This is a genomic window from Mesorhizobium sp. WSM3873, assembly GCF_001672445.1.
In the GTDB taxonomy this organism is placed as follows: domain Bacteria; phylum Pseudomonadota; class Alphaproteobacteria; order Rhizobiales; family Rhizobiaceae; genus Mesorhizobium.
Genome location: NZ_LYTM01000023.1, coordinates 270990 through 283076 on the forward strand (window position 1 = coordinate 270990; position 12087 = coordinate 283076).

Genomic DNA, 12087 nt, shown 5'->3' on the forward strand with positions numbered 1-12087 from the left:
CGGCGGGGGGCGCGCCCGCCCCTCGCCATGCCATGGTCCGATCGCATGAACGATCAAACGACGAACACGTCGTGATAGGTCAGTGCCGCTCCGGGCTCGAGGTGGGCGATTTCCACCTGCGGGGCCGATCTCGAGCCGTCGGGATCATAGGACAAGACGCCCGTGGCCCGGTTGTAGAGCAGGTGATCGTTGCTATGGGTGGCGTGTTCTCGCAACTCAAAATACGACGAGTTCACCTGCGTCGGGCTGGACGAGGAACCGGCGCCGAGTTGGGTGAAGACGGCGTTGTCGAGATAGAGCGCGTCGTTTACAGCGTCGAAGTCGGTCAGTGTGTCGACATTGCCGGGGCCATAGGCGGTGTCAAACACAAAGGTGTCGTGGCCCGCGCCACCGGTCAGCACGTCGTTGCCACCCTTGCCCCGCAATGTGTCGTTGCCAGCCAGGCCATCAAAGGTATCGGCCGCGGCAGTGCCGACAAATGTATCGTTCCCGGTCGTTCCGTGGGTCGGGTCGGCCGGCAGGGTCGGAGATGACGGTAGCGGGTCGGTCGGCACGGTCGGAGATGACGGTAGCGGGTCCGTCCCGTCATGGGCTGCATGCCAGGCCGCCTTGGCGTTGGCCCAGTAATCGCGGGCCGCTTGGCCTTGAAGGACCGTCCAGCCGGCGGGCGGCATTGGATAATCCGCCGGCAGTGGCGTGTCGGAGAGGTTGAGATAGTAATTGCCGTGCGACTCGACCGTCTTGTCCCAGGCCCGCTGCACCCGCTCCAAGCCGTTGTGGTCAACGTCGGTGATCGCCACCACGCAGTCGATGAAGCGCAAGCTGGGAACGATATCGTCAGCGCCTGTGCCCTTGTCCAGTTTGAACGGCGAACCGTGCGTCATCTCGCCTTTGCGAAGATACTCTCCCATGCCCAGAAGCATGCCATCCATGGTGACCGTGTTGTGAGACCCATCCACGTCACCGTCGCCAAGGCTCACTCCGGAAAACACGTGGTCGAACAGCGAATCCCGGATGGTGCCGCCGATGACGTCGTCGTCCTCGACCGCGTCGTCTCGTGAGTTGCCGACATAGGTATCCTCGATAAGGAAGGTGCCAGTGCCGCCGACACGGATGCCATCCCAGGGCTTGGTGATCGTCCAGTCGTCGATGACAAAGCTGTGGGCTGAATTCACGCGGACTGCGGCGGAGTTGACGTAAACGTCCTCCCAGGCGCCGGTTTGGGAGACCGTGCCGTTGATTGTGCCGCCCGACGCCACGAGGTTGTCGCCGGGGTTGACGACCGCGAAGGGATAGAGGTTGGTGGAGCTTCCCTGATTGGCGACGATCCACGAGGCTTTGCTGGCATCGATAGTGGTGTCGGCGGGGAGACCGGATGCTTTATATTGGCGGTAGCCGTAGTCACCGCTCAAGACAATGGTATTCGTATCGGCCATTCTTGGCGACCTTTCACACCCCCACCCTTTTTGCCCAACATGCCTGAAGCCCGAATGGCTCGCGCCAAAAGAGCCCACGTTAGCGGTATGGTGCAAATCACAAAAGTTAAAAAAGTGTCTCAAAATGTAACAATATATCTCTCGCGGGAATTGGGTGGCGCAGCGATTTTAGCGCGGATTCTCTTCAGTGTACGCGGCTTTCGACCCCTTGCCACCTCCGAAACCCACGGGCCTCGCAGGAGCAGTCCATGAGCGGAGACGGTGCGCACGAGGCCCATCGTTGCACAATCATCGAAATCCGGACGATTGGCGAGACGATCAAATTCGTTCGTGAGTTATGGGGCAAGAACGCACGCCGGGATGTCGAACGCCCGGCAATGAACTGACCGATATTTGCGTCAGCTCGACATCACGATCTCTCAATATGAAGTGGAAGTCCGTGCTCTGGTCGCGGCGAGCGGTGGGGCAGGTCCCTCGACAATATCGGCCCGACCTCCTATATGCTTCGCGCAAAAGCACGGAGAAAGGGTGTGTCCCGAGAGCGTGACGTGCTTATGTGGCGCGAAGCCGGGAAACTTGCGTTATCTGGCGACTATGAAGGATGGCTTGCCATCGAATGGGAGCTTCGTAGCAGAGGATTCTCACGCGCCAAGCTGCTGTTCGATAACGACCGGGTCCGAAAAAAATTGGATGAGATCTGCAAGAGGGCACAGGAGCAACGCGCCGACCCCAAACAGACCTAAGGACCAGAAGCGCCCCGCCTTTCCAGAACCCAGCCAACCTTCTCTCTTTCCGATGAGTTGCATTTCTCCACGCCAGGTTTCTCGCCAGGGAGGCGAAAGCGCCGGCGTAAACCTTTTCCGCCGACAGACGTTGTTTGTTCCAGACAGACCGAGCGACCGGCAGCGGAGAGGATCACCCGATGTATTTCATGGCACTGGCCACCGACTACGACGGCACGCTGGCGCATGACGGACTGGTCACCGCCAGCACGCTGTCGGCGCTGAAGAAGCTGAAGAAGTCCGGCCGCAAGCTCATCCTGGTCACCGGCCGCGAACTGCCCGATCTCAAGGAGGTGTTTCCGGAGGTCGGGCTATTCGACAAGGTGGTGGCCGAAAACGGCGCGCTGATCTACACGCCGGCGAGCGAGGAAGAGCAAACGATCTCGCCCTCGCCTTCCGCCGATTTCGTCGACAGACTGAAGAAGCGCGACGTCAAGCCGCTCTCGGTCGGCCGCTCGATCGTTGCTACCTGGGAGCCGCACCAGGCCACCGTGCTCGACGTCATCAAGGAGCTCGGCCTTGAGCTGGAGATCATCTTCAACAAGGGCGCGGTGATGATCCTGCCCTCAGGCATCAACAAGGCCACCGGACTGGCGGCTGCGCTCAAGGACCTCAGATTGTCGCCGCATAATGTGGTGGGCATCGGCGACGCCGAGAACGACCACGCCTTCCTCAGGGCTTCGGGTTGCAGCGTCGCCGTCGCCAACGCACTGCCCGCCGTGAAGGAAACCGCCGACCTCGTCACCAGGGAGGCGCGCGGCAAGGGTGTCGAAGAACTGATCGGCAAGCTGATAAAGCAGGATCATCTGATAGCTCGCAAGCGCTTGCGCGGCGTCCTGCTGGGAACTGCCAACGGCAAGAAGGTTTATCTGTCGCCCGTTGAGACCGTTCTGATCGCCGGAAGCTCCGGTATCGGCAAGTCGACATTGGCCACAGCGCTCACCGAGCGGCTTGCCGAACAGGGATTGCAGTTCTGCATTTTCGATCCCGAGGGCGACTATGACGGACTGGAGGGCGCCGTTCCGCTAGGTGATGGCTCGACTACACCCAGCAAGGAGCAATTGCTGGAGCTGATCGAAAAGCCTGGCACCAATATCGTGGTCAACGGGCTGGCGCTGAAGGTCGACGAGCGGCCCGACTTCTTTGCCGAATTGCTGCCAGGCCTCGGCAGCGTCCGCTACCGCACGGCAAGGCCGCATTGGCTGATCATCGACGAGGCGCATCACCTTCTGCCCAGGCGCCGCGAGGACACGCGCGCGGTGCTGTCGCTCGAGCTGCCGGGCACGGTGCTGATCACCGTGCATCCGGAAGCGATTTCGACCGGGGTCCTGCGCCTGGTGACGGCGGTCATCGCGCTCGGTCCGAAGGCGAAGAGCGTGATCAAGACCTTCTGCAAGGAGGCCGGGCTGGAGGCGCCCAAGAGCATTCCTTCGCCGAAGGGTGACCGGGTCCTGCTATGGCGGCCGCAAGACGGCAAGAAGCCGTTCACGGTCAAGGCGATCGAACCCGACCAATCGCTGAAGCGGCACAGCCGCAAATATGCCGAAGGCGAGCTCGACGAGGCCGGCAGTTTCTATTTCACGGGGCCGGAAAAGGCGATGAACCTCAGAGCCCACAATCTGATCATTTTCGCCCAAATGGCGGAAGGCATCGACGACAAGACCTGGGAATACCACCTGCGCGCCGGCGACTATTCCAAATGGTTCCGCCAACAGATCAGGGACAAGGAACTCGCCCGCGAGACGTCAGAGGCCGAGAAGGACAAGAGCCTATCGCCCGAGGAGAGCCGCAAGCGCGTGCTGGAGGCCGTGCGCCGGCGTTACACGGCGCCAGCCACGGCACCGGAGACGTAACTCAGTCGGTTCCTGGCGCCAAGCCCGCCCTCAACTCGCCTCGCGCAGCGCCTCAGCGGCCTGCAGGTCGACCGAGACCAGCTGGCTGACGCCCTGCTCGGCCATGGTGACGCCGAACAGGCGGTCCATGCGCGCCATGGTGATCGGGTTGTGGGTGATGATGACGAAGCGGGTTTCCGTCGTTTTCGACATCTCGTCCATCAGGTTGCAGAAGCGCTCGACATTGTGGTCGTCGAGCGGGGCGTCGACCTCGTCGAGGACGCAGATCGGCGCCGGGTTGGTAAGGAAGACGGCGAAGATCAGCGACATGGCGGTGAGCGCCTGCTCGCCGCCGGAGAGCAGCGTCATGGTCTGCGGCTTCTTGCCGGGCGGCCGGGCGAGGATTTCGAGGCCGGCTTCCAGCGGATCTTCGGACTCGATCAGCTGCAATTCGGCCGTGCCGCCACCGAAGAGATGTGCAAACAGCCGCTGGAAATGGCCGTTGACCACCTCAAAGGCCGACAGCAGGCGTTCACGGCCCTCGCGGTTGAGGCTCTGGATCGCTTGGCGCAGTTTTCTGATCGCCTCTATGATGTCCTCGCGCTCGGACACGATGATTTCCAGGCGGTCCGACAGCTCCCTCTGTTCTTCCTCGGCGCGCAGATTGACGGCCCCGAGCCGCTCGCGCTCGATCTTCAGCCGGTCGAGCTGGCGCTCGACCTCGGCCATGTCCGGCATCGGGTCGTCGGTCTCTAGCCCGGTATGCTTGATGACGAGATGCGGCGGCGTGTTCAGCGCTTCCTGGATGCGCGCCTCGACCTCGGCGCGCCGTTCGTCGGCTGCGGTCAGCCGCTCCTCGGCGCGGACGCGGGTCTCGCGCGCTTCGGCAAGCGACTGGATCGCCGCGGTCGCCGCCTTGTCCAGCTCGGCCTGCTTGGTCTCTGCTTCCTGCAGGCGATCGCCGGCGGCCTGGCGCAGCGCCTCGGCCTCGGAAAGCTGACTCAAGAGCGCACGGCGCTTGGCGTCGATCTCGTCGGGCGCGTCGGCCAGCCGCTCGCGCTCAGCTTCGGCCTCAGCCTTGCGCTCGCCAAGCGCGGCGATCTGCGTCGAGGCGTTTTCGGCCCGCTCCAGCCAGTTCTTGCGCTCGGTGCCGATCGCGTCGAGCCGGCGCATGCGCGCTTCGGCCTCGCGCCGCAGGCCGTCATGCACGGCGCGCGTATCGGCAAGCGTGGCGCGGTCGCGAGCTACACTGGCGGAGGCCTGCTCGAGCTGGAGCTGCAGGTCGCCGAGATCGGGCGCGTCCCTGAGCATCTCCTCGGCTTCGAGGAAAGCGGCTTGCGTCTCTTCATGGCTGTCGACGATGCGCGCGCGGGCGTCATCCAAGGCAGCACGGCGGCTCGCCAGCTCGCCGCCGGCCTTCTCGGCCTCGGCCAGCGCGTTACGGGCGGCGTCCAGTGCGTGCTGGGCATCGCGGCCGGCCTGACGCGCGTTGCGCTCGGCCTCGCTCGCCTGGCGCATCGCCTGCTCGGCGCGCGTCAGCGCCTCCTCGGCCTCGCGCACGACGCGGGTCGCCTGCACGGCCTCGGCATCGAGCTCCGCCAGGCGGTTCTTCTGCGCCAGCCGCTGCGCGGCAGCGGTCGGCGCATCGGCGCTGGCCGTCAAGCCGTCCCAGCGCCAGAGCGCGCCGTCGCGGCTGACCAGCCGCTGGCCGGGCGCGAGCTGCGCTTGAAGGCGACGGCCATCGGCGGCGTCGACGATGCCGATCTGCGCCAGGCGGCGGGCAAGCTGTGCCGGCGCGCGGACCACACTCGCCAGGCTCCTCACGCCTTCGGGCAGCGCCGCGTCACCCGGTTGAACCGCGCTCTCACCCCAATGCACCGGGGCGCTGCGGTCGAGCGGCACGTCGAGGTCCTCGCCGAGCGCGGCGCCAAGTGCCGTCTCGTAGCCGCGCTCGACGCTGATCTGCTCCAGCACCGAGGGGAAGAGATCGCCGCTCGCGGCGTTGAGTATCTTGGCCAGCGTGCGCGCTTCCGTCTCGATGCGCTGCAATTCGGCCTTGGCATCCTGCAGAGGCGGACGGGCAGCACTTTCGGCGGCGCGCGCTTCGGCGACCGCCTGCTCGGCGGCGATGGCGCCTAGCTCGCTCTCTTCCAGCCGGGCAAGCGCGTCCTCGACCAGCAGCCGCTTCTCGGCGGGATCGGGCAGGCCGGAAATGCGCGCCACAATATCGGAGAGCTCGCGATCGACCTCGGCAAGCTGGCGAGCGAAGCGGTCGCGGCGCTCGGCGGTCTCACGCAAAGTGCGCTCGATCTGGTGGCGCGACGCGGCCGCCTCGGCGCGTTCGGCAGTCAGCGCGGCAAGTCTTGCTTCGCTCTGCGAGAGCGTCGCGCCTGCCTGCTCGAAGGCGGCGCGGGTGGTGGCTTCGCGCTCGGCAGCACCTGCATTGTCCGAATTGAGCTCGGCTTCCTCGGCGCGGAGACGCTCGAGAATGTCGGCATTGTCGCGCACCATCCGCTCCTCGCGGGCGATGTCTGCATCGAGCTGTTGCAGGCGCCGCTCCAGCTCCGCCTGGCGCGAGCGGATGCGGCCGGCCTCTTCTTCGATCTGCGTTTTGGCGATCGACAGGCGCTGAAAGGCCGCCGCTGCGGCCGCTTCGGCGTCGCGCAGGTCGGGCAGGCGGTGGGCGGCGATGCCCTGCTCCCTCGCAGCGGCCATCTGGGCTGCGGCGCGGTCACCGACCAGCGTGGTGGCAACGGCAAGCGCCGAACGCGCTTCGCCTTCCTGGGTTTTGGCCAGTGTCCAGCGCAGATGCAGAAGCGTCGCCTCGGCCTTGCGGATGTCGGCCGACAGGTTCTTGAAGCGCGAGGCCTGGCGCGCCTGGCGCTTCAGGCTGTCGATCTGGCTTTCCAACTCGCCGACGACATCGTCCAGCCGTTCGAGGTTTTGTTCGGCCGCCTTCAGCCGAAGCTCCGCCTCGTGCCGGCGCGTGTGCAGGCCGGAGATACCGGCGGCTTCTTCGAGCAGCGCCCGGCGCGCCTGGGGCTTGGCCTGGATCAGCTCGCCGATGCGGCCCTGGCCGACCATGGAGGGCGAGCGAGCGCCGGTCGACTGGTCGGCGAAGAGCAGCTGCACGTCCTTGGCGCGCGCTTCCTTGCCGTTGATGCGGTAGAGCGAGCCCGCCTCGCGCTCGATGCGGCGCGACACCTGCAATTCATCGGCGTCGTTGAAGGCGGCGGGCGCCGTGCGGTCCGAATTGTCGAGGAAGAGCGTGACTTCGGCGGTGTTGCGCGCCGGCCGCGCGCCGGAGCCGGAAAAGATCACGTCGTCCATGCCGGACGCGCGCATGTTCTTGTAGGAGCTTTCGCCCATCACCCAGCGCAGCGCCTCGACAAGGTTGGACTTGCCGCAGCCGTTCGGCCCGACAATGCCGGTCAGCCCGCGTTCGATGACGAACTCGCCGGGCTCGACGAAGGACTTGAAACCGAGGAGGCGAAGGCGCGAAAACTTCATTCGCGCCGCTCCGCAAAGACCAATATGCCGAAGTCAAGCAGCTTCGGCGCGGCCTGGACGTCAGAGCAGAGGGTCGATGATGGCCGACATTTCCTCAATCGACATCGCCCCTTTGTAGGTCTTTCCGTTGATGAAGAAGGTCGGCGTCGAGTCGACCTTGAACTCGTCCGCTCCGCGTTTCTGGACTGCTCTCACATCGTCCAGAAGCTTCTGGTCCGTCAAGCAGGCCTCAAATGACTCCTGTGTAAAACCGGCGAGCTTGGAAATCTGCAGCAGCGCTTCCTTGGTGTTGCTGACGCCGACCCAGCTCGGCTGCTGCTTGAACAACACGTCCACCATGGCGAAATAGTTGTCCTTGGCGCAGCGTGCCAGCATGAAGCCGGCCTCGGCGCTCGGGTCGAAGGGGAATTCGCGCAGGATGTAGCGCACCTTGCCGGTGTCGATGTATTTCGACTTCAGCTCAGGGAAGGTTGTGTCGTTGAAATGCGCGCAATGCGGGCAGGTCATCGAGGCATATTCGACGATGGTGACCTTGGCGTCGTCCTTGCCGAGCTGCTTGTCGGGCAAAGCGCCGGGCTTGAGCAGTTCCGCCATGTCGACGGTGCCCTGCGCTTCCGGCACCTGAGCGGCCGCGGGCGTGGCAGGCTTGGCTGGCGTCGACGGATTGGCGGGCTTCACATCGGCCGCCTTTGCCTCTTCGCCCGAGTCGCTGCACGCGGCAAGCAGCGCCGCTGCCGGAACGGCGGCCAGCGTGGTCAGAAGGTTTCTGCGAGACAAAGAGCGGTTCATGCGAATCACCTGATATCGGTTGGATTTTGCAATGCAAGGGCTAGAAAAGGCGAGAGTTGGCGCGAATTAAGGCATCGGCATCCCCAATCCAATCGCCAAATTTTTCGGGCGCGATCACGAATATGCGATATTGACGACAATTTTGCAGCGAGCTCCACGACTTTTCCCGAAACCGCCGGAACTTTCGGGAGACATGCTCAGGGCTTTTTTTGTCCGAGGATGGTCGCGCCGAGCCGCTCGAGCGAAGCGCGCAAGCCATCATCCTCGATCTTGCCGACCGTTCGCGCCAGCTTCGATTTCTCGGCCTCGCTGAGAGGCCGCGGTTGCGGTTTCGGCCGCGCTTTCGCCGAAAGGACCGGCTTCTGCAGGATCTTGATGCGGCCTATGGCGTTGAAACCCAGGAAGGCGTTGACGCGGTTGATGACCTCGCCCGCCTCATGCTGAAGATGCAGCGCCGCCATGCCTTCGCAGGCAATGATCAGCACCGCCGGCTCGAACGGATCGTCCTGATGCAGGCGGCGCGGCCACTGGATCTTTTCCGGGCGCGAGTGGCTGGCCAGGCGCGGCCCGGCGATCTCTTCCCAGGACTGCACCAGTCCGATCGAGATGCCGGCGCGCTTCTTCAGGACAGGATCGAGGATCTCGGTAGCGAGATCGCTCACCGGAACGGGATTGCCGAAGGGCCTTTTCCCTGCCATGTGCGTTCTCCGATCCTAACTCACCCGATCAATGGCACCGCAAGACCAGACCCGCAAGGCCGCAGCCGAGAAGTGCGTATCCGGAGATAGCAGCATCGCCGTCCGCCTGCTTGCCTGGTACGACGCGCATCACCGCGACCTGCCCTGGCGCGTGACGCCGAGTGCGTTCTCGCGTGGGACAAAACCCGACCCTTATCGCGTCTGGCTCTCCGAGGTCATGCTGCAGCAGACCACGGTCGAGGCGGTGAAAGCCTATTTCCGGACGTTTGTCGAGAAATGGCCGACCGTCGAGGCGCTGGCGGCAGAGCCGGCCGAGGACGTCATGAAGGCCTGGGCCGGGCTCGGCTATTACTCGAGGGCACGCAATCTCAAAGCCTGCGCCGATCTCGTGGCGCAGCGGGGGGGCCGCTTTCCCGACACCGAGGCCGGATTGAAGGAATTGCCGGGCATCGGCGCCTACACGGCGGCCGCCATCGCGGCGATCGCCTTCGACCGGCCTGCCGCAGTCGTCGACGGCAACGTCGAGCGTGTCATCTCGCGGCTCTATTCGGTGGAGACGCCGCTCAGCGAGGCCAAGCCGGAAATCCGCGCGCTGGTCGAGAAGCTCGTGCCACGTGCAAGGCCCGGCGATTTCGCCCAGGCGATGATGGATCTCGGCGCAACGATCTGCACGCCGCGGCGGCCGCGCTGCATGCTGTGCCCGCTGCGCGAGGATTGCAGCGCGATCCTGTCAGGCGATCCGGAGCGTTTTCCAGTCCGCCTGCCCAAGGGCGACAAGCCGCTCAGGCGCGGTGCTGCCTTTGTCGCTCAACGCGATGACGGCGCCATCCTGCTGCGCAAACGGCCGGACAAGGGGCTGCTCGGCGGCATGACCGAGGTGCCGACCACGGCATGGACGGCGCGGGCCGACGGCGCTACGACGGCGGACGCAGCGCCCCTTCCGGCCGACTGGCGGCGCGCCGGGCGGATCGGCCATGTCTTCACCCATTTCGCGCTCGAACTCGACGTCTTCCATGCCCACATCAGGGGTGATGCGCCCAACGGGCATTTCTGGTCGCTAGCCCACGAAATTTCCGGGGAAGCGCTGCCGACCGTCATGAAAAAGGTAATCGAGGCAGCGATACCGGGCGCAACCAAAAAGCAAGCCCCGCAGCGCCCGCGTTGAAAGGACCGCAATGACTGACATCCGCCACATCGTGTTCGACATCGGCAAGGTGCTGATCCACTACGATCCGGACCTTCCGTTCAGCCGGCTGATCCCGGATGCCGAGGAGCGGAAATGGTTCTTCGACAACGTCTGCACCAGCGCCTGGAACATCGAGCAGGATCGCGGCCGCACCTGGCAAGAGGCCGAGGCGCTGCTGATCGCCGAACACCCCGATCACGCCGAGAACATCCGCAACTTCCGCCGCTGCTGGCACGAGATGGTGCCGCATGCCTATGACGACAGCGTCGCCATCATGGTCAGCCTTATCGACAGGGGCCGCGATGTGACCATGCTGACCAATTTCGCCGCCGACACATTCGCCGAAGCCCGCCGGCGCTTCGACTTTCTCAATCGGCCGCGCGGCGTCACCGTCTCGGGCGAGATCGGCCTGATCAAGCCGGACCAGGCCATCTACGACCGTCACGTCGCATCCTTCGACCTGGAGCCGGCCGCCACACTCTTCATCGACGACAGCCAGAAGAATGTCGACGGCGCCAAGGCCGCCGGCTGGCAGGCGGTGCTGTTCACCGATGCCAAGGCGCTTCAAGCGGATCTTGAACGGCTCGGGATTGCGGCCTGAACTGAACCACTTGCAGCAATCGGTTGAGCTTTCGATTCAAGCGGATCAGCCGCCTGCCCGCTCCATTCCGAGGCGGGCGATGCGGCGCAATTCGTCGATCGGGGTGAGGCCGCCGCTGCGCTCATAGTGCCAGAAGGTCCAGCCGTTGCAGGCGTCCAAACCCTGCACCTCGGCGCCGATCTTGTGGATCGAGCCGGCGCTGTCGCCGATGGCCAGCGTGCCGTCGGCGCGCACCTTGGCCGCCCAGCGCTTCTTGGCGTCGTAGAGCGTGACGCCGGGGGTCACCAGGCCGGTGTCGATCAGGCTTATGAAGGCGACGCGCGGCTCGGCGCGCTTGCCGGAGAGCACGGTGAGGTCGGCCTCATCCAGCGGGCGCACGGCGGCGATGCGCTCATTGGCGGCATCGATGTAGGATTGCTCGCGCTCGATGCCGACGAAGTGGCGGCCGAGGCGCTTGGCGACGGCGCCTGTGGTGCCGGAGCCGAAGAAGGGATCGAGCACGACATCGCCCGGCTTGGTCGAGGCCATCATGATGCGGGCCAGCAGCGCTTCCGGCTTCTGCGTGGGATGCAGCTTGTTGCCGTTCTCGTCTTTCAGGCGCTCGGCGCCGGTGCAGATCGGGAACAGCCAGTCCGAGCGCATCTGCAAATCGTCATTCGAGGCCTTCAGCGCTTCGTAGTTGAAGGTGTAGCCCTTGGACTTCTGGTCGCGCGAGGCCCAGATCATCGTCTCATGGGCGTTCTGGAAGCGGCGGCCGCGGAAATTCGGCATCGGGTTGGTCTTGCGCCAGACGACGTCGTTCAGGATCCAGAAGCCGAGATCCTGCATCCTGGCACCGACGCGGAAGATGTTGTGGTAGGAGCCAATCACCCAGATCGTGCCATTGGGCTTCAGCACGCGTCGCGCGGCAAGCAGCCAGGCGCGGGTGAAGGCGTCATAGGCCTCAAAACTCTCGAACCGGTCCCAGTCGTCGTCGACGGCGTCCACCTTGGACTGGTCGGGCCGATGCAGGTCGCCGTCGAGTTGCAGGTTGTAAGGCGGATCGGCGAAGATGACGTCGATCGACTTTTCGGGCAGCCTGTCGAGGGCGGCGACGCAATCGCCTTTGAGGATCGTGTCCAGCCATTCGGACTGCTGGGGAGCGTGGGAAAGCTCGTCGAGAAGACGCACGGCAGACATCAAAACACCCAAAGCACGCGTTACGGTTTACTAGCCGTTATGGTTACCGATCAGCGTAAACATTCGGTGAAGGT

The 12087-nt window shown here is 64.6% G+C and carries 9 protein-coding genes; 4 read left to right on the top strand and 5 right to left on the bottom strand.

The features are described from left to right. Positions 1 to 53 precede the first annotated feature (53 nt). Positions 54 to 1436: a calcium-binding protein gene (locus A9K71_RS16960; protein ID WP_066997944.1), complete on the bottom strand. Its 1383-nt coding sequence runs from the start codon at positions 1434 to 1436 to the stop codon at positions 54 to 56. Between the two features lie 248 nt (positions 1437 to 1684). Between A9K71_RS16960 and A9K71_RS31580 the strand changes: the two genes are divergently transcribed. Then, positions 1685 to 1822, top strand: coding sequence for a hypothetical protein (locus A9K71_RS31580; RefSeq protein WP_156752697.1), 138 nt, complete (start codon positions 1685 to 1687; stop codon positions 1820 to 1822). Positions 1823 to 2358: 536 nt separating this feature from the next. Further along, entirely contained in the window at positions 2359 to 4071 is a 1713-nt protein-coding gene (locus A9K71_RS16970; RefSeq protein WP_066997949.1) for an HAD family hydrolase, read from the top strand. Positions 4072 to 4101: 30 nt separating this feature from the next. Here A9K71_RS16970 and smc read toward each other — a convergent pair whose 3' ends face one another. From smc to A9K71_RS16985, 3 genes are all read right to left on the bottom strand, one after another. Beyond that, on the bottom strand, positions 4102 to 7560 hold the full coding sequence (smc, locus tag A9K71_RS16975; protein ID WP_066997952.1) for a chromosome segregation protein SMC: 3459 nt from the start codon (positions 7558 to 7560) through the stop codon (positions 4102 to 4104). 60 nt (positions 7561 to 7620) lie between these two features. Next, entirely contained in the window at positions 7621 to 8349 is a 729-nt protein-coding gene (locus A9K71_RS16980) for a DsbA family protein (protein WP_066997955.1), read from the bottom strand. 197 nt (positions 8350 to 8546) lie between these two features. Next, a complete protein-coding gene (locus tag A9K71_RS16985; protein ID WP_066997959.1) occupies positions 8547 to 9047 on the bottom strand; it encodes a DUF721 domain-containing protein in 501 nt (166 codons plus the stop codon). A gap of 31 nt (positions 9048 to 9078) precedes the next feature. On the opposite strand from A9K71_RS16985, the gene mutY reads away from it, so the two are divergent. Beyond that, positions 9079 to 10212 carry an A/G-specific adenine glycosylase gene (gene mutY / locus A9K71_RS16990; RefSeq protein WP_066997962.1) on the top strand — a complete coding sequence of 378 codons (1134 nt, stop codon included), beginning with the start codon at positions 9079 to 9081 and terminating at the stop codon, positions 10210 to 10212. A gap of 10 nt (positions 10213 to 10222) precedes the next feature. Continuing rightward, positions 10223 to 10834 (top strand): HAD family phosphatase, encoded by a 612-nt coding sequence (locus tag A9K71_RS16995; protein ID WP_066997965.1) that lies wholly within the window; start codon positions 10223 to 10225, stop codon positions 10832 to 10834. A gap of 45 nt (positions 10835 to 10879) precedes the next feature. Here A9K71_RS16995 and A9K71_RS17000 read toward each other — a convergent pair whose 3' ends face one another. Next, positions 10880 to 12013: a site-specific DNA-methyltransferase gene (locus A9K71_RS17000; RefSeq protein ID WP_066997968.1), complete on the bottom strand. Its 1134-nt coding sequence runs from the start codon at positions 12011 to 12013 to the stop codon at positions 10880 to 10882. Positions 12014 to 12087 lie beyond the last annotated feature (74 nt).

Coding starts and splice junctions, on each gene's coding strand:
- A9K71_RS16960 (WP_066997944.1), bottom strand. CDS start 1,436: ATGGCCGATACGAATACCATTGTCTTGAGCGGTGACTACGGCTACCGC.
- A9K71_RS31580 (WP_156752697.1), top strand. CDS start 1,685: ATGAGCGGAGACGGTGCGCACGAGGCCCATCGTTGCACAATCATCGAA.
- A9K71_RS16970 (WP_066997949.1), top strand. CDS start 2,359: ATGTATTTCATGGCACTGGCCACCGACTACGACGGCACGCTGGCGCAT.
- smc (WP_066997952.1), bottom strand. CDS start 7,560: ATGAAGTTTTCGCGCCTTCGCCTCCTCGGTTTCAAGTCCTTCGTCGAG.
- A9K71_RS16980 (WP_066997955.1), bottom strand. CDS start 8,349: ATGAACCGCTCTTTGTCTCGCAGAAACCTTCTGACCACGCTGGCCGCC.
- A9K71_RS16985 (WP_066997959.1), bottom strand. CDS start 9,047: ATGGCAGGGAAAAGGCCCTTCGGCAATCCCGTTCCGGTGAGCGATCTC.
- mutY (WP_066997962.1), top strand. CDS start 9,079: ATGGCACCGCAAGACCAGACCCGCAAGGCCGCAGCCGAGAAGTGCGTA.
- A9K71_RS16995 (WP_066997965.1), top strand. CDS start 10,223: ATGACTGACATCCGCCACATCGTGTTCGACATCGGCAAGGTGCTGATC.
- A9K71_RS17000 (WP_066997968.1), bottom strand. CDS start 12,013: ATGTCTGCCGTGCGTCTTCTCGACGAGCTTTCCCACGCTCCCCAGCAG.